This is a genomic window from Streptomyces sp. NPDC031445, from assembly GCF_055581365.1.
Genome location: NZ_JBVIJO010000007.1, coordinates 150,623 through 171,484, shown reverse-complemented (window position 1 = coordinate 171,484; position 20,862 = coordinate 150,623). Strand labels below are relative to the sequence as shown.

Sequence of the window (20,862 nt, the reverse complement as noted above, 5' to 3'; positions counted from 1 at the left end):
CAACGAACGGCCGGTCGCATGGTTGTCTTGGCCTCACATCCTAGTGACCGTGGACATGCATCCTCTCATCGATATCGGCGTGGCGGCCGGTGCCATACGAACACCTCGGTGCTCGGGACCCGTTCGGCGAACCGGCCCGCCGGGGAAGCGCTGCCGAGCAGGCGGCGCAGGTCCGCCTCGAAGACCTCGCGGTCCGGGCCGAACAGGTGCGGGGCGGCGAAGGACATCGAGAACGTCCAGGCGACGACGTCGTCCGTGGTGCGCACCAGCGCCTGTCCGCCGGGTACGACATGCCGCTCGGGGCCCGCGAATCCGGCCCCGGAGAACACCGCCGCCTCACCTCCCGGCGTGCCCCGTGGCAGCAGGCTCCGGCCGGCGCGGCGGACGGGGCCGAGATACCGCCGGACCAGGGCGGCGATGCCGGCGTAGGGCACGTCCGGGTGGGGCAGGCCCGCGGCCGTGCGGCGCTCGGTCTTCAGGTCGGCCAGGTGCACCAGTGCTCCGCCGGGCCGGAGCATGCCGTGGACGGTCCTGGCCACCCGCTCGCGCTCGGTCCAGTGGAAGGACTGGGCGAAGACCGCCACGTCGAACGTGCCGAGACCGGCCGGGAGATGCTCAGCGCGCAGCCGCAGCCAGCGGGTCCTGGCGGCCAGTCCCGCGGTGGCGGCCCGGCGGGCGGCCTCGGTGATCATGCCGGGGTCCGGGTCGACGCCGACCGCCTCGCGGAACAGCGGGGCCAGCGGGAGGGTGACGGTGCCCGGTCCGCAGCCCACGTCGAGGAGGCGTCCGGTGCCGTCGGCCGCGAGCACCTCGGCGAGCCGGGGCACCAGCCCGGGGGCGTAGGGCAGCCGGCCCCGCTGGTAGTAGGGGGCGGCGCCCGCGAAGAGGGTCTCGTCCCACTCCCAGTCGGTCATCGCGGCCCGTGCCCTTCCGGTGGGAGCGGTCGTACGGACGACGGTGATGATGGCACGCCCGGGAGCGCCCGGCGTGAGCGCGGCGTGCCCCGGCCGTCCGGCGCGCCGGGGTCAGCCGGACTTCCTGGCCCGCCTGGGCGGGGCCGCCGCCCGGATCTCCTCGGTCGCGGCGCGGAACGCGGGGGCCGCGCGGGCGAAGTAGTCGAAGATCAGGGCGCGTTGCCCGGGTGTGTAGTGGGCCAGGACCTCGGCGAGGCGGCGGCGGGCCGGGCCCACGACCTGCTCCACGCGGTCGAGCGCGTCCGGGACGGCTTCGACGTGCACGCGCCGGCGGTCGGTGGGGTCGGGCGTCCGGCGCGCGTATCCGGCGCGCTCCAGGCGGTCGATCAGCCGGGTGGTGGCCCCGGTGGTCAGCCCGGTGCGGGTGGCGAGTTCGCCCGAGGTCAGGCTGCCCTCCCGGCCGAGCAGGCTGAGCGCGTACCACTCGGAGGAATGCAGACCCGCGGCCTCGGCGCTGGCCAGGCCCTGGAGGCCCACGGCGTCCAGGTACTGACGGAAGAGCACGTGTTCGTCGTCCCCACCGCTCCCGGCATTCGGCACGGTGACCCCCTTCCCAAATCTCTGCACGCGTGCAGATACTGTTCTCAGTAAGATACCGGTCCAGTCTACCCACGAGGGGAGACCTCCGTCATGCCCGCACCGCACGACACCGCAGCCGTCACCGCCGTCCTGGACGCACTGGTCGACGCCTGGAACGGCCACGACGCCGACGCCTACGGCCGCCTGTTCACCGAGGACGCCACCTACGCCACCTATGTCGGCACCCTCTACCAGGGCCGCCGGGACATCACCGAGAGCCACCGCGTGCTGTTCACGACCTTCCTCAAGGACACCCGGCTCGCGGACGAGGTCGTCGGCATCCGCTTCCCCGGTCCGGACACGGCCGTCGTCAGCGGGCGCGGCGACACCTACAAGGGCAGGCGGCCCCGCCGGCTCGGCAAGGTGCAGACGTACACGCTGGTGCGGGAGGCGGACGGCGGGTGGCGGATCGCCGCCTTCCACAACACCAAGCGCAAGCCGCTGATGGAGGCGGTCTCGTTCCGGTTCGCCCCCGGTCTGGTCCCGGCGGGCGGACGGGCGTGACCGGACGCCGGGTCCTCGAACACGGGGCTCGGACGAGGTCCGCGCCAAACCGTCCCGGCGGTTTGGTACATGCCGGTGCCTGCGCCTCCCGCGACCCCTCCGGGGCAGCCGCCGACGGGGCCGGGCGCGGTGGCCGGCGTCAGGCGGAGGCGCCGGCGAGGGCCGCCGAGTTCCGCTGCACCTCGGCGATCACACGGGCGCCCCGGTCCGGAGCGGTGTCCAGCCGGACGAGGACGGCCGGGGCCGCGATGGCGGGGAGGAGGTGCCCGTACAGCGCCGACATACGGTCGTCCAGGTCCGCCCAGCCGGCCACGGCCTGGGACACGAACTGCACGCCGATCCAGGCGCCGAGGAAGACCTGCGCGGTCTCCTCCGGGTCCACGTGCGGCAGCACCTCGCCGCGTTCCTTCGCCTCCGCCAGGGCGCACGAGGTCATCCGGGCCCAGGCGGGCCAGGCGCTGCCGAGGACGTCGTGGCCCTGGAGGTCGGCCGAAAGCCGGACACCGGCGAGCAGTACGGGCTCCTGCGGCAGCCGCTTGGCGAGGGTCATGCCCGCGTCCACCCACTCCTGCAACTTCAGTTCGCGGGGCAGGTGGTACTCGGTCCGCAGCTGCTCCTGGAGCACGCCCCGGGCGAGGGCCGCCTTGGAGTCGAAGTGGAAGTACAGGGCACCCTTGGTGACACCGGCCCGGTTCAGGATCTCGGCGATGGTGGCGGCCGCGTATCCGCGTTCCGCGAAGACGGCGGCGGCCGCTTCCAGAACAGCACGTCGGGTCCGGACAGCTCGCTCCTGCTGAGCCATGGACCCTCCCCCAAGCTGAAAATTAAACCAAACAGCTCGTACCCTACCGCACGCCATCTGGACGGAAGGGCGGGCGAAGGCGGTTGCCGGGGAGTTGGCACATGCGCCTGACACAGGACGCCCCGGCCGTGCCGGCGAGCCGGAATTCGGTTGCGGCGGGACCGGTGCGGCCGGTGAGCTGAGGGCATGGGCGGTGTCATCGAGCCGGCGCGGTGGACGGGGCCGGGACGAGACCGTGCGGTCCGCGCACGACCGGCCGCACGGCGCGGCCCGGCGGTGCTCGCGGCCCTCATGCTGGCCGCGTTCACCTTCAACACCGCGGAGAACCTGCCCATCGGCCTCCTGGACCTCATGTCCGGCAGCCTCGGGGTGTCCCTGCCGGCGGTAGGTCTGCTGGTCACCGGCTACGGCATGACGGTGGCCGTCGCCTCCCTGCCGCTCGCCCACGCCCTGCGGGCGGTGCCCCGGCGTCATGTGCTCACGGGAGTGCTGGCCGCGCTGGTCGTGTCCAGCCTGGTCGGGGCCCTGGCCGGCTCGTACTGGCCGCTCCTCGGAGCCCGGCTGCTGACCGCCCTCGCGCAGGCGCTGTTCTGGGCGGTGACGGGACCGGTCGCGGTGGGCCTGTTCGCGCCGGAGGTGCGCGGGCGTGTGGTCGGGGCGCTGTCCGTCGCCGGTTCGCTCGCCCTGGTCCTCGGTGTCCCCGCGGGGACCTGGCTGGGCCGGCACCGCGGCTGGCCGGCACCGGTCGCCTGCCTGGCGGTTCCGGGACTGGTGTGCCTCGTGACCATCGCCGTCCTGCTGCCGGCCTCGCGCCCGGAGGACGAGCCCGCCGCCTACGGCGACAGCCCCGACGTCCGCCGGTTCACCACCGTGCTGGCGGCGGGATTCCTCTCCGCCACCGGGGCGTTCGCGGGCTACACCTACCTGGTGGCGTTCCTGGACGACGTGAGCGGGTTCGCCCCCGGCACGGCCGGCGTGCTGCTCGCGGTCTTCGGCACCGCCTGTCTGGCCGGGGTGAGCGTCACCGCGGCGCTGCTGGACCGTTTCCCGCACGCCGCGCTGCCCACGGCCGTGGCCACCCAGGCGCTCGGCATGCTCGGCCTGTCCGCGGCGGGCGGCCGTCAGGTCGCGGCGGTGCTGTGCCTGGTGCTGATGGGCGGTGCGCTCGGACCGGTGTTCATGACCGCCCAGAACGCGATGCTGCACTGGGCGCCGGGCCGCACGGACCTCGCCCTCGCGGCGAACTCCGGCGCGTACAACGCCGGTATCGCGGCGGGCGCCGCGCTCGGAGGTCTGCTCCTGCCGCTCGCCGGTGCGCGGGGGACCTTCCTCGCCGGTGGACTGCTGACGGCCGGCGCCTGCGCGGTGCTGCTGGTCGGCGGACGGGGACCGCGGGGCGTGGGAGCGGACGCGCAGGCGCACTGACCGGGGTCCGCTGTCCGCGTCTGTCGCGTCAGTCTGCGTCCGTCTGCGTCTGTCTGCATCCCCGGCCCGGTGCCCCGGTGGGACCGGTGGCGCTCCGGTCTCACCCTGGCCGGGCGTTCAGGCGGCCGGCGGGGCCGCGGGCCGCTCCGCCGCTTCGAGCGCCGTTCTCCACGGGAAGGTGCGGGAACCGCCCGCCCCGCTGCTCAACGGGCCCGTCCGGCTCCCAGCCGGACAGGCCCGCGGTGAGGCAGGTGTCGGACCCGTGCGCGGGGGCATCCGGCGCTGTATGGATGCACACACATGGACACTGCGGGGTCGGTCCGGGGCGCGGCGGGTGGCGGACAGCTCGGCCGTGGAGGCGGCGGCCCGCGCGGGCTTCGCCGCGCGTGGGCTGATCTATGTGCTCGTGGGCGTCATCGCGGTGCAGATCGCCTTCGGCGGTGACGGCGGCGGGCACCAGGCCGACCGCGGCGGTGCCCTCGGCGAGCTGGCCGGAAAGCCGTTCGGGTCGGTGATGCTGTGGATCGTGGGCGTCGCCCTCGCCGGGATGGCGCTGTGGCGGTTGTCCGAGGCGGCGTTCGGCGGCTACGGCCCCGACGGGTCCAAACTGTCCCGGCGGGCGGCGGCCCTGTTCCGCTGCGTCTTCTACTGCTTCGTGTCCTACTCGGTGCTCTCCTACGCGGCCGGGGAGCGGGGCAGCGGCAGCGGTTCCTCCGACCGGCACACCGACGACGTCACCGCACGGGTGCTGGAGTGGCCCGGCGGCCAGTGGCTCCTCGGGCTGGCGGGGACCGCCGTGGTGATCGCCGGCGGGTGGATCTCGGTGCGGGCCGTGCGGCGCAAGTTCCGCGACAAGCTGCGGACCGAAGCCATGCCGGCCCGGGTCCGGCCGGTGGTGGAGGGCCTCGGGGTGACGGGCGGCACGGCCCGTGGCGTGGTCTTCGCCGCGGCCGGTGTGTTCGCGCTCGTCGCGGCCGTCCAGCACGAGCCGGGGAAGGCCAAGGGCATGGACGACACCCTGCGCGCGTTCCGCGACCTGCCGGCCGGGCCCTGGCTGCTCGCCCTGGTCGCGCTCGGCCTGGCCGCGTTCGGCCTCTTCTCCTGGTGCAACGCGCGCTGGCGCAAGCTCTGACCCGGCGCTCGCGCGGCCGGTCCCGCGACCGCTCAGGCGTCGGAGTCGGGCTTGTTCCGCGCCGCGGCGTAGGCCTGGGACGGCGTCATGGAGACGCCGCCGTACGTGACCGTCCGGTAGGGGCTCACCTTGGCACAGGTCTTGGCCTGGTCGGCGGTGGAGGCGTGGGCGCCTCCGACGGCGGCCTTGGTGTCGGCGGGCGGGGGCGAGGACGAGCCGCCCGGGTAGCTGGTGCCGCTCGGCCAGTCGCCGCCGATCACCAGGGTCAGGCCGCTGCCGGTGCCCTGCACCAGGTGGGACGCGGGCAGGCCGAGCGCCTTGGCCACCGTCTGGGCCGCGGCCTTCTCGCCGGTGCCGTAGGTGAGGGTGGTGCTGCCGGCTGCGCTGGGGGCGTTGGCCGTCGTCGTGGCGGAGCTGAAGCCCTGGCCGGTGAGGGCGGTCGCGAGGACGGAGGCGCGGCCGGTGATGCCGGTGCCGTTCTCGACCGTCACCGCGATCCCGGCCGCGGGCACGGCGGAGGCGGTGGCCTTCGCCTTGGCGGTGGCCGAGGCCGCCGCGGACTTCTTGCCGGAGCCGGTGGTCAGGGCCTGGTCGTTGGCGATGGTGGCGAACAGGCTCTTCGCGCCCGGGCCCACCACCACCCGGTCGCTGTCGCCCGGATCGGGGGCCGTCTGCATGGTGGTGAAGGTGATCCGCTTGGTGGGCACCTTGTTCACGTCGTCGGCGAGCGAGATCAGTTTCTTGACCGTGCCGAGGCCGTCGTCCACGGTCAGCGCCTTGGTGGCGGCGTCGGCGAGGTGGTAGACCGCGGTGGGGTCGGTGAGCGTGCCCGCGCTCTTGAACTTGCGGATCATCGCGCTGAGGAAGATGTGCTGCGAGACCGTGCGGCCGAGGTCGCTGCCGTCGCCGAAGCCGTGCCGGGAGCGGACGAACTCCAGGGCCGCGACGCCCTTGAGGGTGTGGGTGCCCTTGGACAGCTTCAGGTGCGAGTAGGTGTCGTAGACGTCGCCGCTGACGCACACGGAGACGCCGCCGACCGCGTCGGACATCTTCACGACGCCGGAGAAGTCGAGCTTGACGAAGTGGTCGATGGGTATGCCGGTGAGCTGGTGGACGGTGGCCACCTGGCAGGCGGGCCCGTACTGCAGCGCGCTGTTGATCTGGCCGTAGTAGCCGTTCGTGGACTGCCCCGACGCACGGTCCCGGCAGGCCGGGACCTTGGTCATGGTGTCGCGGGGGATGCTCATCACGGTGGCGTTCGAGCGGTCGGCGGATATGTGCAGCACCATTTCCACGTCGGCGTTGCTGCCGGTCTGCACGCCGGTCTTCGAGCAGCCGCCGCCGAGTTTGCAGTCCGTCGCGCTGGTCCGGCCGTCGGAGCCCATGACCAGGATGTTGATGGGGGTGCGGCCGAAGGCGTCGGCCTTCTCCGTGCCGCCCTTGCCGTCCAGGGAGACGCTGTGGATGTTGCCGTTCAGGTGCTCGTAGAACCACCAGCCCGCGCCGGCGGTGACCACGATCAGCACGGACAGGCCGATCCCGAGGATCTTCAGCACCCGCCTGCCGCGCCGCACCGGCCGGGCCCGGCGGGACCCCTTGCCGCCGCGCGCCCGCGAGGCCGCGCGGGCCGCGGCCCGGCCGCCCGGCGGGCGCGCGCCGTCCGGCTCCGCCCCGCGCTGCGGGGGCACCCGCGTGCCACGCCTGCGCGTGCCCTGGCCGGCCGGCCCGTCCCACGGGTCGCTCATCTTCCACTTCCCTGAACGGTCGGGCCTGCGGCACTTCGGTTGCGTGATTGCGCAATCTAGCAAACACGTTGCCGGAACAGCGCGGATCCACAGCCGATGCACAGGCGAGGCATCTCATCGCGAGGCCGTCCGCGTCCGGAGCGGCACGGCAGGCGGAGTGTACGTGCCGTTGGTAAGCGTCCGGCGTGAATCGTGCGCCGGGACGTGCGCGGCGCACCAGCGCGCGGTCGGCCCGCCCACGATGCGGCGGAGCCGCCGCCGGCCGTCGCGGCTGGAGCGGACCGGCCCGTCGGGCTTCGGCTGCGCCAGGCGCCGGCGGACGGCGGGCAGGGCGCCACGCACACGGCCGGCGTGACGCGCGAGACATCGCACCCACCGTGCGACCGGGCCCGCATCGGACGCAGCCGGGCCGGGGCGGCGAGCGGGCCGAACACGGCGGCGGACGCGGCGCACGCCGCGAGCCCCGCTCGGCGAGCGCCACAGGTGCCTCGGCGAGCGCCACAGGTGCTTGGGCGGGCGCCGCAGGTGCTTGGGCGGGCGCCAGGTGCTTCGGCGAGCGCCGCAGGTGCTTCGGCGGACGCCGCGAGCACCGCTCGACGCGCGCCACGAGCACCCCGGCGGACACCACCAGCACCTCGACGGACGCCACAGGCACACCGGCAAGCGCCACGAACACGTCGACGGACACCACCAGCTCCCCGGCGGGCACCACAGGCACACCGGCGAGCGCCACGAGCACCCCGGCGAGCACCACTAGCACCCCGGCGGACGCCGCGAGCACCGCTCGACGCGCGCCGCGGAACCACGGCGGACGCCACAAGCACCTCGACGGACGCCACAGGCACACCGGCAAGCGCCACGAACACGTCGACGGACACCACCAGCACCCCGGCGGACACCACAGACGCCCCGGCGAGCACCACTAGCACCCCGGCGGACGCCGCGAGCACCGCTCGACGCGCGCCGCGGAACCACGGCGGACGCCACAAGCACCTCGGCGGACACCGCAGGCATCTCGACGGAAACTCCTGGCCGTCTCAGCCTAGGTCCGCCACCGGCCCCCCGCCCTCCCGGCAGCACGGCGCGCAGTCGCCGCGGTCCCCGCGCGCCCCGGCGGTCACCTGGTGTGCGCCGGAGCCGGCCCGCATCCTCCGGGCGATCCTGGGCAGCCTGACGAGAAGGGAAGCTCTGGGCAAGGATCGGGTGAGCGTGGACGAGGGACGCGTGGCAGACACGGAAGACACGAACGAGCAGGCGGGGCCGGAGCCGCTGTCGGTCACGCGGACCGACGTGGATGGTGTCACCGTCGTCACGGTGACCGGTGAGGTCGACCACCAGACCTCCGGCGCCCTGCGCCGGGCCCTCGCCCCCGCGGACCCCGACGGCGCGCGCACCGTCGCGGACCTCAGCGGTGTGCCGTTCATGGACTCCAGCGGCATCAACGTCCTCATAGCCGCCCATCAGGCCCACGCCCCGGGTGGCTGGCTGCGTCTGGCGGGCCTGCGGCGGCCCGTCCTGCGCACCCTGGAGATCGTCGGCCTCACCCCCCTCCTCGCCTGCTACCCCAGCGTGCGCGACGCGCTGGGAGGCTGAGGGGCGGCGCAGAGGACTCCTCCTCTCAGCCTTCCCGGGACGGCGGTTCGCCGGAGTCGCCCTTGCGTACCGTGCAGTGCAGCGAGTCGCCGCGGACCTCGGCGACGATCGTGTCGCCGGGATCGGCCTCGCCGCCGAGCAGCAGGCCGGCGATGCGGTTGTCGAGTTCCGCCTGGATCGTTCGGCGCAGCGGACGCGCGCCGAACTCCGGCTGGTGGCCGTGGGCGATGAGGAGCTTCTTGGCCGGTTCCGTGACCTCCAGCTCCAGGCCCTGCGCGTGCACCTTGCGCCTGCTCTGGTCCAGCAGGTGGTCCACGATCTGCCCGAGGTCGTCCTCGGTCAGCGCGTGGAAGACGATGATGTCGTCGATCCGGTTGAGGAACTCCGGCAGGAACCGCGTGCGCAGATCCTCCATCAACTCGTCCTTGAGTCCGGAGACGTCGCCCTTGTGGTCCAGGATGCGGCGCGCTCCGATGTTGGACGTCATGATGACCACGCAGTGCCGGAAGTCGACCGTGCGGCCCTGCGCGTCGGTCAGCCGTCCGTCGTCCAGGATCTGCAACAGCGTGTTGAAGACGTCGGGGTGTGCCTTCTCCACCTCGTCGAAGAGCACCACGCTGTAGGGCTGGCGGCGGACCTTCTCGGTGAGCTGGCCCGCTTCCTCGTAGCCGACGTATCCGGGAGGGGCGCCGACCAGCCGGGCGACGGTGTGCTTCTCCTGGAACTCGCTCATGTCGAACCGGATCATCCGGTCCTCCTCGCCGAACAGCAGGGCGGCGAGCGTCTTGGCGAGTTCGGTCTTGCCGACACCGGTCGGGCCGAGGAAGAGGAAGGAGCCGACGGGGCGGCGGGGGTCGCCCATGCCGGCGCGGTTGCGGCGCACGGCCTGCGAGACGGCGGTGACCGCCTCGTCCTGGCCGACGATCCGCGCGTGCATCTCCTCTTCGAGCCGGAGCAGCTTCTCCTTCTCGCTGGCGGTGAGCTGGGAGACCGGGATGCCGGTGCGGCGGGAGACGACGTCGGCGATGTCGGACGCCGTGACGGAGACGACGCCCTCGCGGCGCTCCTCGATGCCGGCGAGCTCCCCCTCCGCCTCGGCGATCTCCCGCTTCAGCTCCGAGGCCTTCTCGAAGTCCTCGGCGGAGACGGCCTGTTCGAGTTCACGGCGCAGCCTGGCGATACGGTCCTCGCGGCTGACGATCTCCGTGGAGCGTCCGGCGCCGCGCAGCCGCACCCTGGCCCCGGCCTGGTCCATCACGTCGATGGCCTTGTCCGGCAGGAAGCGGTCGCTGATGTACCGGTCGGACAGTTCGGCGGCGGCCACCAGGGCCTCGTCGTCGAAGCGGACCTGATGGTGCGCCTCGTAGGCGTCGCGGAGCCCTTCGAGGATCTGCACCGTCTCCTCGACCGTGGGCTCGGGCACCATGACGGGCTGGAACCGGCGTTCCAGGGCGGCGTCCTTCTCGACGTACTTGCGGTACTCGTCGATGGTCGTCGCGCCCACGACGTGCAGTTCACCGCGCGCGAGCGCGGGTTTGAGCATGTTGCCCGCGTCCATGGAGCCCTCGCCGGTGGCCCCGGCGCCGACGACCGTGTGCAGTTCGTCGATGAAGAGGATGATGTCGCCGCTCGCCGCCTGGACGTCCTCGATGACCTTCTTGAGCCGTTCCTCGAACTGTCCTCGGTACTGCGCGCCCGCCACCATGCCCGACAGGTCCAGGGAGACGACGCGCTTGCCCTTCAGGACGTCGGGGACCTCGCCCGCCACGATGCGCTGGGCGAGGCCCTCCACGATGGCGGTCTTGCCGACTCCGGGTTCGCCGATGAGCACCGGGTTGTTCTTGGAGCGCCGGGAGAGGATCTCGACGGTCTGCTCGATCTCCTCGGCCCGGCCGACCACCGGGTCGAGCTTGCCGGCCCTGGCCTCCTCCGTGAGGTCGCGGCCGTACTCGTCCAGGGTCGTGGCCGGCGTCCTGCGTTCGGCGGGGGCCCCTTCGGCGCGCGCCGCCGGCTGTTCGGTCAGGCCCGCGACGCGCTCGGTGTCCAGGCCCTCGGCCCGCAGCATCCGGGCCGCGCCCGTGTCGCTGTCGCCGAGCAGGGCGCCGAGGATGTGCTCGGGGCCGATGTAGGAGACGCCGGCCGCCTGGGACCGGGCGTAGGCGGCGCCGAGGGTGCGTTTGGCCGCCGGGGTGAGGCCCGGCTGTGCGGAGGGTTCGGCGGACTCGCGCGGGAGGACCTTGGCCAGCTCGGCGGCGACCGTGTCGGGGTCCACGCCCACCTGGGCGAGGAGTCGGCGTGAGGGGTCGACCTGGGCGGCCGCCCAGAGGAGGTGTTCGGTGTCCAGGTCGGGGGTGCCGTCGTCGGCGGCCCGCTGCGCGGCCAGGTTCAGCAGGTGCCGGGACGATTCCGTCAGCAGCCGTCCGATGGGCACGCGCTGCACGGCGGGGGGCGACGTGGTCGGCGACATCCCGAAGAATCGATTCAACAGCTCATTGAACGCATCCGGGGAACCGAACGGCGCACCGAACGACATCGACATGACAGCTCCTGGTACGGCAGGGAAGCAGCAGCGGGATCGAGGCCCCCGGACGGCCCCTACTCACTGAACCCCCGTGGGGACGGCCCCGCAACCGGAAGGAACCGGCGTGGAATCCGGCCCGCCGTACGCGCGCGGGGCCGGCGGCGCACTCCGTGCCACGGCCCCGGCTCCCCTGCCCACCTGCGGGTCTTCACACCGGGGTGTGCCCCCGCAGGTACGTGCGCACGCTCGCCGGCAGCGGCGTGCCGGCGGTCTCCTCCATCGGCGCCCAGCGCACCTGCTCCGGTGCGAAGCGGCCCCCGTCCGACGGTGACTCGCTCAGCAGCTGGCAGACCACGGCCGTCTCCCCCGCCGTGTCCCGCGGCTCCAGCGGCTCGGTGCCGTCGACCAGGTAGCCGGTCAGCTCGTAGACGACCCGGGCCGCCGTGGCCTGGGCGCTCTCGGCCGGTTCCGGGGTGCCCGAGGGCAGCGCCCAGCCGTCCGTCTCCGGCACCAGCAGCAGCCGCCCGTCGTACACGACGACCGCCCGCACCACACCCTCGGCCTGCTCCAGCGACATACGGCTCCCCTCCCCAGGCACTCCTTGCCTACCCAGGCACGCGCGGGTGATGCGCCCTGGGCATCGGTGCCGTGGGCGTCAGTACAGCACCGGCAGGTCCCCGGGGCGCACCCGCAGCGTGACCGGCAGGGTGGCCTCCACCTCGCCGTCGGCGCCGTAGGGGACGGACCGGCCCGCCTCGACGCGCAGTTCACGGCCGCGCAGGACGCTCACTTCGGGGCGGCGGACGTGGGCGCCGGTCTTCAGCTCGTTCATCAGGGCGAAGAACAGCCGGCGCGGGGCCTCGCGGATGAGCACGAGGTCCAGCAGGCCGTCGTCGACGCGCGCGCCGGGCGCGATGAGCCGGCCGGAGCCGTAATAAGGGGAGTTGGCCGCGACGACGGTGTAGCCGCGGTGGGTGTGCTCCGCCCCGTCGACGGTGACGCGGTAGTCGGCCGCGCGCCAGGTGGTGACGGCGCGCAGGCCGCCCGCGTAGTAGGAGGCGGCGCCGCGCAGCAGCCGGGCGTTGTTGGCGTGCCGGTTGGCCAGCGCGTCGACGCCGGCGTAGACGCTGCCCAGGACCACCGTGCGCGGGTGCGCGGCCGACTCGACCTCGATCGTGTCGACGGGCCGGGGCTCGGCGTGCAGCAGGATGCCGGCGAGCGCGGCCGGGTCGGCGGGCAGGCCGAGCGCGCGGGCGAAGTCGTTGCCGCGTCCGGCCGGTACGAGGCCCAGGACGGTTCCGGTACCGCTGAGCGCGCCGCCGATGCCGCCCGCCATGCCGTCGCCGCCCACGGCCAGGACGACGCGGCCGCGCGCACCGGCCGCGCGGGCGATGTCCTGGGCGTGGGCGAGGCTGTGGCTGTACTCCGTCTCCAGTCCGGCCCCGCCCTCGCGGAGCAGCCTGGCCAGCCGGAGCAGGGTCGCCGCCCCGGCGGAGCCGCCCGCGGTGGGGTTGACGACGGCGGTGAACTGGCGCATCGGTGGGCCTTTCGGGGCAGGCGGTCGGATCGGGCGGGGTCAGTCGGTGGGCAGCAGCACGCCGGGGTTGAGGAGTCCCTCGGGGTCCAGGCGGCGCTTGACGGCGCGCAGGGCCGAGACGCCGAGCGGGCCGGCCTCGCGGACGTACCAGTCGCGGTGGTCGGTGCCGACCCCGTGGTGGTGGGAGATGGTGCCCCCGGCGGCGAGCACGGCTTCGCTGGCCGCGTGCTTGGCGGGCGTCCAGTGGGCCACCGGGTCCTCGCCCTGGGCGCTGACGACGGTGAAGTACAGCGAGGCGCCGTTCTCGTACACGTGCGAGATGTGACACATCACCAGGGGCGGGGTGCCGGCCCGGGTGAGGGTGTCGGTGAGCGCCGTGCGGACGGCGGAGTAGAGGCCGGGGACGCGGGACCAGAAGGCCGCGGTCTCCAGCGTCTCGGCGAACGCGCCGGTGTCGAGCAGGGCGTCGCGCAGATAGGGCGCGGAGTAGCGGCCGTGCGCCCAGCGTTCGCCGGGTCCGGGGCCGGCCGGGGTGCCCCCGCAGTCCGCCAGGACGGCCGCCGCCCGTTCGCGGCGGTGTGCGGTGTCCTCGGCCGTCCCCTCGTATCCGGTGATCGCCAGGCACCCCGCGCCGCCCTGGGCCGGGTCGGCGCCGATGGCGTCCGGCTGGGCCAGGCCGACGAGTGTCTCGGTCTCGTCGGACAGGCGCAGCACGGTCGGCCGGGGGCCGTCCTGGGCGAGCCGGCGCAGTGCGGTGGCGCCCTCCTCGAAGGAGCCGAACCGCCAGCCCTCGTACAGCCGCGTCTCGGGCAGGGGGCGGATCCGTACGGTGACGGAGGTGATGACGCCGAAGGCGCCCTCGGAACCGAGGATCAGCTGGCGCAGGTCCGGTCCGGCGGCGGAGCGGGGGGCACGGCCGGTCTCGATGGTCCCCTCGGGGGTGGCGAGGGTGAGGCCGAGGACCATCTCGTCGAAGCGGCCGTACCCGGCGGACGCCTGTCCGCTGGAGCGGGCCGCCGCGAAGCCGCCGATGGTGGCCCATTCGAAGGACTGCGGGAAGTGGCCGAGGGTGAAGCCGTGCCCGGCGAGCAGGGCCTCGGCGTCGGGGGCGCGCAGGCCGGGCTGGAGGACGGCGGTGCGGGAGACGGGGTCCAGGTCGAGCAGGCCGTTCATACGGCGCAGGTCCAGGGCGACGAACGCGCTGCGCTGCGGGGCGAGTCCGCCGACCACCGAGGTGCCGCCGCCGAAGGGCACGACGGCCAGGCCGTGCGCGGCGCAGGCGCGCAGCACCGCGAGCACCTGGTCGTGGCCGGCGGGCAGGACGACGGCCTGCGGGACGTCGGCGAGGTCGCCCGCGCGGATGCGCAGCAGGTCCGGCGTGGACTTGCCGCGGGTGTGCCGGACGCGGGTCTCCGTGTCCGTGCGGACGTGCTCCTCGCCGCCGACGGCCGCGGCGAGCGCCGTGAGGGCGCCGGGACTCGCGGTGGGGGCGGGCAGGCGGATGTCCTCCAGGGCGAGCGCGGGCGTGCTGCGCGGCTTGACGCCGAGCAGGTCGCGCAGCAGCCCGGTCACCGAGCCGGGCAGCGGAGCCGCCTTGGCCGGGTCGCCCCAGCCGTTCCACAGCATGTCCATTGAACGGTCGTCCTCACAGGTGGGTGTGCCGGCCGGGGTCCGGTCGGGGTGCTCGTCCGCGCGGCCGGGCGGCCGTCCGGGGGGACCGGCCGCCTCCACCCGGCCCCCAGGGCGTTACACTGTGACACATGACGCCCATTCGTCACAACGGTTCGGGCAGCGGCTCGGACAACGATCACGTGCTCGACGCGGTACGCGACTGTGTGCTGGCCGTCGGCGTACGGCGCACCACGCTCGCCGACGTCGCCCGCCGCGCCGGCGTCTCCCGGATGACGCTCTACCGGCGCTGGCCGGACCTGCGGAGCCTGGTGGGCGATCTGATGACCCGGGAGTGGATCGGCGTGGCCACCCGGGCCATACCGGAGCCCGCGCCCGGCACGGCCACGCGCGCCCGGATCGTGGACGGACTGGTGGCCGGGGTCGGGGCGTTCCGCGCGCACCCCCTCTTCCGCAAGATCGTCGACGTCGATCCGGAACTGCTCCTGCCCTACGTGCTCGACCGGCGCGGCGCGAGCCAGGAGGCGCTGCTGGCGCTGCTGGCCGACGCGCTGCGCGAGGGCCACGCGGACGGGTCCGTACGGCCCGGCCACACCGAACGGCAGGCGCGCGTCCTGCTGTTGACCGTGCAGTCCTTCGCCCTGTCCCTGCGCACCATGACCGAGGAGGACGATCCGGAGCTGGACTCCGCCGCGCTCCTCGCCGAGCTGCGCACCCTCCTGGAGAGGAACCTGACGCCATGAGCCACACCGAGGCCGCGCCCGGCTCGTCCCTGAGCGCACACCGGCGCGGCCGGGAACTGGCCGAGGCCGCGGACGGCCGGACTGCCGACGTCCTGGTCGTCGGGCTGGGCGCCACGGGCGCCGGTGCCGCGCTGGACGCGGCGGCCCGCGGATTGGACGTCGTCGCGGTGGACGCCCACGACCTGGCCTTCGGCACCTCCCGCTGGAGTTCCAAGCTCATCCACGGCGGGCTGCGCTATCTGGCCTCCGCGCAGTTCGACGTGGCCCACGAGAGCGCGGTCGAGCGCGGGGTGCTGATGACCCGTACGGCCCCGCACCTGGTGGCGGCCCAGCCGTTCGTGCTGCCGCTGACCCCGCTGGTGTCCCGGGCCCAGGCCTCGCTGGCGTGGGCCGGCCTCAGGGCCGGGGACGTGCTGCGGCTGGCCGCCCGGACCCCGCGCCGGGTGCTGCCCGTGCCCCGCCGGCTCTCGGCGACGGAGGCCCGGCACCTCGCCCCCTCGGTCCGCGCGGCCGGGCTGCGCGGCGGGCTGCTGTCCTGGGACGGCAAGGTGACCGACGACGCCCGGCTGGTGACCGCCCTGGCCCGCACGGCCGCCGCGCACGGCGCCCGGGTGCTGACCCGGGTGCGCGCGCTGGAGCTGACCGGGGCGGGCGCCCGGATCCGCGACGAACTCACCGGGGAGGAGGGCGAGATCAGGGCCCGCGCCGTGATCAACGCCACCGGGGTGTGGGCGGGCGCCCTCACCGACGGCATCCGGATACGGCCCTCCCGCGGCACCCACCTCGTCCTGCGCTCCGAACGGCTCGGCGCCCTGCCGGCCGGACTGCACATCCCGGTCCCCGGGGAGACCAACCGCTTCGTGCTGGTCCTGCCCCAGGGGGACGGCCGGGTCTACGTCGGCCTCACCGACGAACCGGTCGACGGCGCCGTCCCGGACGTGCCGGAGGTCCCCGAGACCGACATCGGCTTCCTCCTGGACGTGCTCGGTTCGGCCCTCGACACCCCCGTGTCCCGGGACGAGGTCGTCGGCGCCTTCGCCGGACTGCGCCCACTGCTGGACACCTCCGCCCACGACGGCCGCGAGGGGGCGCCCCGTACGTCCGACGTCTCGCGGCGGCACGCGGTGCTCACCTCGCCCGACGGCGTCACCACGGTCGTCGGCGGCAAGCTCACCACCTACCGGCGGATGGCGCAGGACGCCGTGGACGCTGCGGCCGGCGCCCGCGGCCTGCGCGCCGCCCCCTCCCCCACGGCCGCGCTGCCCCTGATCGGCGCCGCCGCTCCCGAACGCCTGCGCACGCTGCCCGCACCGCGCCGCCTGGTCCGCCGCTACGGCACCGAGGCCGTGGCGCTCCACGCCCTCGCCGTCCAGGACCCCGCCCTGGCCGAACCGGTGCTCCCCGGCCATCCCGTCACCCGCGCCGAACTGCTGTGGGCGGTGCGGCACGAGGGCGCGCTGGACGAGTCCGACCTCCTGGACCGCCGCACCCGCATCGGCGTGGTCCCGGAGGACCGCGTCCAGGCGCTGTCCACGGCCCGGGACGTCCTGGACAGCGCCGCGCCGGCGCACCCCTGACGAAGGAGCCGGTGTCCGAGGCGCCGGCCCAGCGGCCGGCGCCCGCGCTGATCCCGCACGGCCGACGAGCACCCGGTGCCCCGTCCCCCGCTCGGCGCGGCTCCGTGACCCGGCGTCACAGCAAGCGGCGGATGTCGCCGCGGACGCGGTAGAAGCCGCCCGCCGCCGGGTGCAGCGCGTCCACCACGTACCGTGCGCCGGGTTCGCGTATCGCGCGCGGGAACTGGACCTTCCAGGAGGAGTCGTAGCCGCCGGAGACCACGTGGACGCGCAGTCGGCCGCTTTCCTGGACGCACTCGACCACCACCGCGCCCGCGGGTGCCTGGGCGACCGTGGCCACCTCGGCGACCGCCGTGGCCGGGGCGTACGTCGGCGTGGCGGCGGCGAGCTTGACGTCCCGCACCACCGGCACCGTGCCCCGCTGGGCCGCCGAGACGGCCGCCTCGCTCGCGTCGACGCACACCAGCGAACCGTCGGTGGTGACCAGGTACAGCCGTTCGTCGCGGTACTGCATCGACAGCGCCGAGCCGCTGCCCGTGCCGAGCTTCCACAGGCGTGTGCCGTCCCGGTCGAAGCAGTAGACGGACGACGCCGCGTCCCCGGCGAACACGAACCGGCCACCGGGCGAGGTGGCGCACGAGTACACCGCGCTGTCGCACGCGTACGTCGCCTCGACGGCGCCGGTGTCCTTCGACAGCCGCTGCACCACGCGGTGCGCGGTGCCCGCGTACACCGCGTCCTGTTCCTGCCAGCCGAAGAGCACGCCGCCCTTCGTGGGCGTGTGCCACAGCTGTCCGCCGCCGTCCGGGGCGTAGGCGGTGACGCCCCGGTGGTGGCCGTGGTAGACGGCCCGGTCGTCGGCGCGGACCATCCAGGCGTGCTCGCCCTGGCTGCGCCGGGACCACTGGTGTTCGTCCTCGTGGTCGATCACGGTGAGCCGGCCGTCCCGGTCGGAGACGTCCAGGACGCCCTCGTGGATGTCCAGCCAGAAGATGTCGACGTCGGCGGCGATGTCGTAGGCGGCGAAGGGGAGCTTGGAGGACAGGTCGTAGACCTTGCCGTCGTCGCAGCCCGCGTAGATCCAGAAGTCGTCCGCGACCAGGCACTTGACCCCGTCGGGCAGGCTGAACCGGGCCAGGACGGCGCCCTGGTGGTCCAGCGTGTAGACGTCACCCGCCTGGTTGCCCACCCAGCAGCGGTCGTCGTCGACATGGATGCCGAACGCGGCCGAGCCGGTGCGGAACCGCCACAGCACCGGGGCCACGGCACGGGCGGTGGACGGCGCGGAGCTGACCTGGCGGCGCGTCACCGCGCGGGGCGCGCGCTGTCCCTGGACCGCCGGGGCGTACCCCTTGCGGACCTTCTCCCCCACCTTCCGCGCGGCGGCGGCCCGGGCCTTCTCCGCGGTCGGGAACGTCGTCGTCTGCGTCTGTCCGGCCGCGCCGATCCTGCCGTACCGCACCGTCACCACCTGTCCGTCGACGGTGACCTCGTAGAACTTGTGGGCGCCGTCGCCCTCCTGCGACAGCTCCAGGTACGTCGTCGACACCGCGGACGCCGTGGACATGGCACACCCCTCCCCAGGCGGACCCGCGACCGTTCCAGCAGGTCCTCGACTGCTCCTCACCGTAGGGGCACCCACTGACAATCATCCCGGGCCCCGGGACCGGCCGGGGCCCGGGACGCCGGAGGGCTAGGCCGACAGCTGGGGGTACAGCGCGGCCAGGTCCCCGGACAGGCCCCCCTTGACCTGCCGGCTGATGTCGTCCGCCAGCACCTCGTACGCCCCGGCCTCCACGCCGTCGAGGGCGAGCGCGGCGACGTCACGGGGAGCGGACTTGGGGCCGTCCACGTGTGCGGCCATGTCGGTGTCGACGTAGCCGACGTGCAGGCCGGTGACCCCGATGCCCCGGTCCCTCAGCTCCAGGCGGAGCGTGTTGGTCTGCGACCACAGGGCCGCCTTGGTGGCGCTGTACGAGCCGGCGACGCCGATCCAGGACAGGACGGAGTGGACGTTGAGGAGGTGTCCGCCGCCGTTGCGCTCGATGGCCGGCACGAAGGCGCGGGTGACCAGCAGCGGTCCGTAGAAGTTGGTCTCGAACTCCCGGCGCACGTCTTCCAGCGCGGCGTCCAGGAAGGAGTGCGCGCCGACCGAGATGCCGGCGTTGTTGACCAGGACGGTGACGTCCTCGGCCTGCGCCGCCGCCGCCGCGACGGACGCGGGATCGGTGACCTCCAGTGCGAGGGGCACGGCGTCGGGGTGCGTGACGCTGCGCGGGTCACGGGCCGTGGCGTACACCTTGGCGGCGCCCCGGGCGTACAGCTCCTCCACCAGCGCCTTGCCCAGTCCGCGGCTGCCGCCGGTGACCAGCGCGACAGAGTTCTTGATCGACGTCATGTCTCTCTCCGAAAGTGGAAACCGATCTGTTTCACCTCACGGTAAACCGATCGGTTTCCCGAAGCAAGCCCGCCGGGGCGCGCACGTGTGCGGGCGGGCGTGCCCCGGACGGGCTGGTGCTGATGCCGCTTCCGGTTCGGAGCGGCCGGAATCGGCCGGGATCGACCGGTCGGCGTGACCGGGCGGCTCGGGCGGGCGGTGCGAGGAGGTGGTGTCCGGCGGGGCGGGGAACGGCCCGAGCGCATGGATTCACCGTTCCCCGCGCCCGCCGGACCGGCCCGCCACCGCCGCGCGGCAGCGACGTGCCGGTCCGTGGGGTCCGCCCTCGGCGGACGTGCCGGGATCCCGGTCCTGTTCCGACCCTGCGGGGCCGGGCCCGTGCGGGCCAGCCGGGAAGGTCCGGCCGGGTGAGGCGCCGTCCGCGCGGCCCGGCACCGGCGCGCGCGGCGCGGGTGCGGGACCGGCGGCCCTCTCGCCCTAAGACGTCGGCAGCCTGCGGGAACTCCCGACGCGGTGACGGAAGTTGAGCGGTGGTGTGGGAAGCTGTGCCCGGCCGTGCGCGGACCGAGGCCGTGACGGTCGCCGAGAGGAGCTCAGCGTGACACAGGACGGCTTCGAGGCCGTGGACATCGACACCAGCAAACCGCACCCCGCGCGGATCTACGACTACCTGCTGGGCGGCAAGGACAACTACGAGGTGGACCAGGAGGCCGGCGACCGACTCGCCACGGCGGCACCCGAGGCACGGATCGGTGTCCGGGCCAACCGGGCCTTCCTGCAGCGCGCCGTCCGGTACGTCGTCGGCAGCGGGGTCCGCCAGATCCTCGACATCGGCACCGGGCTGCCCACCTCGCCCAACGTGCACGAGGTCGCGCAGTCGGTGGCCCCGGATGTCCGCGTGGCCTACGTCGACAACGACCCGATCGTGGCCGCGCACGGCAACGCCCTGCTCAGCCGGTCCGGCACGACCCGCATCGTCCTGGGCGACCTGCGGGAACCGCGGTCCGTCCTGGACCACCCCGACGTCCGCCAGCTCATCGACTTCGACCAGCCGGTCGCCCTGCTCCTCGTCGCCATCCTGCACTTCCTCACCGACGAGGACCGGCCCGCCGAGATCGTCGCCACCCTGCGCGACGCGTTGCCCGCGGGCAGTTTCCTGGTGCTCTCGCACGCCACCGGCGACTTCGCCGACCGCAGCGCCGCGCAGGCCGTGTACTCCAACGCGACCGCCTCCCTGAACCTGCGCACCCGCGCCGAGGTGGAGCGGTTCTTCGAGGGCTTCGACCTCGTCGAACCGGGCCTGGCCCAGGTGCCCTTCTGGCGTCCGGACACCCCGCCGCCGCCCCACTCGGCGGAGATCGGCTTCTACGGCGGCGTGGCCCGCAAGACCGCCTGACCGACGGCACGGCAGCGGCCGGCTCCGGCCTCACCACGGCGGGGGGCCGCTGCCGGCCGGGCGGGGCGTTCCGGCGCCCTCGCCCGGGGCACGAGGGCGCCCGCCGCTTCGGCTGGGCCGGCCGTGACCCGCGCCCCGGCTCCCCGACCCGCTCGCGCGTCCGGCCGCGACGGAGGCCGAGCCGGACACCCCGCCCGCCGTACGCACGCCCCGGGCCGGATCCACCGCACTCCCTGCCGGGGCCGGACCGGGTCTCCCGCTCCCGGCCCCTCGTCCGCATGGTGGCCGTCCGCCGCTGGTGCCACGC

General features: G+C 74.4%; 17 protein-coding genes. 7 read left to right on the top strand and 10 right to left on the bottom strand.

What is annotated here, in order from left to right:
* Nucleotides 1-65 precede the first annotated feature (65 nt).
* The gene (locus tag ACZ5DC_RS20155; protein ID WP_468654453.1) at nt 66-914 is read right to left on the bottom strand and encodes a class I SAM-dependent methyltransferase; all 849 of its coding nucleotides are present in this window, start codon (nt 912-914) and stop codon (nt 66-68) included.
* A 111-nt stretch (nt 915-1,025) separates the two neighbouring features.
* A complete protein-coding gene (locus ACZ5DC_RS20150) occupies nt 1,026-1,514 on the bottom strand; it encodes a MarR family winged helix-turn-helix transcriptional regulator (RefSeq protein ID WP_468654451.1) in 489 nt (162 codons plus the stop codon).
* A gap of 90 nt (nt 1,515-1,604) precedes the next feature.
* Here ACZ5DC_RS20150 and ACZ5DC_RS20145 point away from each other — a divergent pair, with 90 nt between their 5' ends.
* Nucleotides 1,605-2,057: an SgcJ/EcaC family oxidoreductase gene (locus ACZ5DC_RS20145; RefSeq protein ID WP_468654449.1), complete on the top strand. Its 453-nt coding sequence runs from the start codon at nt 1,605-1,607 to the stop codon at nt 2,055-2,057.
* Nucleotides 2,058-2,196: 139 nt separating this feature from the next.
* On the opposite strand, the gene ACZ5DC_RS20140 is transcribed toward ACZ5DC_RS20145, so the two are convergent.
* Nucleotides 2,197-2,859, bottom strand: a complete 663-nt coding sequence (locus ACZ5DC_RS20140) for a ScbR family autoregulator-binding transcription factor (RefSeq protein ID WP_468654447.1) — start codon at nt 2,857-2,859, stop codon at nt 2,197-2,199.
* Between the two features lie 291 nt (nt 2,860-3,150).
* On the opposite strand from ACZ5DC_RS20140, the gene ACZ5DC_RS20135 reads away from it, so the two are divergent.
* Together ACZ5DC_RS20135 and ACZ5DC_RS20130 are read left to right on the top strand one after the other, a co-directional pair.
* Nucleotides 3,151-4,284: an MFS transporter gene (locus ACZ5DC_RS20135; protein WP_468654875.1), complete on the top strand. Its 1,134-nt coding sequence runs from the start codon at nt 3,151-3,153 to the stop codon at nt 4,282-4,284.
* Between the two features lie 286 nt (nt 4,285-4,570).
* On the top strand, nt 4,571-5,416 hold the full coding sequence (locus tag ACZ5DC_RS20130; RefSeq protein ID WP_468654445.1) for a DUF1206 domain-containing protein: 846 nt from the start codon (nt 4,571-4,573) through the stop codon (nt 5,414-5,416).
* Nucleotides 5,417-5,448: 32 nt separating this feature from the next.
* Here the strand turns inward: ACZ5DC_RS20130 and ACZ5DC_RS20125 are convergent, their stop codons facing one another.
* Nucleotides 5,449-7,161: an LCP family protein gene (locus tag ACZ5DC_RS20125; protein WP_468654443.1), complete on the bottom strand. Its 1,713-nt coding sequence runs from the start codon at nt 7,159-7,161 to the stop codon at nt 5,449-5,451.
* Nucleotides 7,162-8,349: 1,188 nt separating this feature from the next.
* Here ACZ5DC_RS20125 and ACZ5DC_RS20120 point away from each other — a divergent pair.
* Nucleotides 8,350-8,754, top strand: coding sequence for an STAS domain-containing protein (locus tag ACZ5DC_RS20120; RefSeq protein WP_468654873.1), 405 nt, complete (start codon nt 8,350-8,352; stop codon nt 8,752-8,754).
* A 25-nt stretch (nt 8,755-8,779) separates the two neighbouring features.
* Here the strand turns inward: ACZ5DC_RS20120 and ACZ5DC_RS20115 are convergent, their stop codons facing one another.
* The 4 genes from ACZ5DC_RS20115 to ACZ5DC_RS20100 form a co-directional block, all read right to left on the bottom strand.
* Nucleotides 8,780-11,293 carry an ATP-dependent Clp protease ATP-binding subunit gene (locus ACZ5DC_RS20115; RefSeq protein ID WP_468654441.1) on the bottom strand — a complete coding sequence of 838 codons (2,514 nt, stop codon included), beginning with the start codon at nt 11,291-11,293 and terminating at the stop codon, nt 8,780-8,782.
* Nucleotides 11,294-11,483: 190 nt separating this feature from the next.
* Nucleotides 11,484-11,852, bottom strand: coding sequence for an NUDIX hydrolase (locus ACZ5DC_RS20110; protein WP_468654439.1), 369 nt, complete (start codon nt 11,850-11,852; stop codon nt 11,484-11,486).
* A gap of 78 nt (nt 11,853-11,930) precedes the next feature.
* Nucleotides 11,931-12,812, bottom strand: coding sequence for a diacylglycerol kinase family protein (locus tag ACZ5DC_RS20105; RefSeq protein ID WP_468654437.1), 882 nt, complete (start codon nt 12,810-12,812; stop codon nt 11,931-11,933).
* Between the two features lie 39 nt (nt 12,813-12,851).
* Nucleotides 12,852-14,444 (bottom strand): FAD-binding oxidoreductase, encoded by a 1,593-nt coding sequence (locus ACZ5DC_RS20100; RefSeq protein ID WP_468654435.1) that lies wholly within the window; start codon nt 14,442-14,444, stop codon nt 12,852-12,854.
* A gap of 128 nt (nt 14,445-14,572) precedes the next feature.
* Between ACZ5DC_RS20100 and ACZ5DC_RS20095 the strand changes: the two genes are divergently transcribed.
* Together ACZ5DC_RS20095 and ACZ5DC_RS20090 are read left to right on the top strand one after the other, a co-directional pair.
* On the top strand, nt 14,573-15,184 hold the full coding sequence (locus ACZ5DC_RS20095) for a TetR/AcrR family transcriptional regulator (protein ID WP_468654433.1): 612 nt from the start codon (nt 14,573-14,575) through the stop codon (nt 15,182-15,184).
* Nucleotides 15,181-16,761, top strand: coding sequence for a glycerol-3-phosphate dehydrogenase/oxidase (locus tag ACZ5DC_RS20090; protein ID WP_468654431.1), 1,581 nt, complete (start codon nt 15,181-15,183; stop codon nt 16,759-16,761). The genes ACZ5DC_RS20095 and ACZ5DC_RS20090 overlap by 4 nt, the downstream gene beginning before the upstream one ends.
* A 115-nt stretch (nt 16,762-16,876) precedes the next feature.
* On the opposite strand, the gene ACZ5DC_RS20085 is transcribed toward ACZ5DC_RS20090, so the two are convergent.
* Together ACZ5DC_RS20085 and ACZ5DC_RS20080 are read right to left on the bottom strand one after the other, a co-directional pair.
* Nucleotides 16,877-18,328, bottom strand: coding sequence for a WGR domain-containing protein (locus ACZ5DC_RS20085; protein ID WP_468654429.1), 1,452 nt, complete (start codon nt 18,326-18,328; stop codon nt 16,877-16,879).
* A 126-nt stretch (nt 18,329-18,454) separates the two neighbouring features.
* On the bottom strand, nt 18,455-19,159 hold the full coding sequence (locus tag ACZ5DC_RS20080; protein ID WP_468654427.1) for an SDR family oxidoreductase: 705 nt from the start codon (nt 19,157-19,159) through the stop codon (nt 18,455-18,457).
* A 598-nt stretch (nt 19,160-19,757) separates the two neighbouring features.
* On the opposite strand from ACZ5DC_RS20080, the gene ACZ5DC_RS20075 reads away from it, so the two are divergent.
* A complete protein-coding gene (locus ACZ5DC_RS20075; RefSeq protein WP_468654425.1) occupies nt 19,758-20,555 on the top strand; it encodes an SAM-dependent methyltransferase in 798 nt (265 codons plus the stop codon).
* Nucleotides 20,556-20,862: the final 307 nt, after the last annotated feature.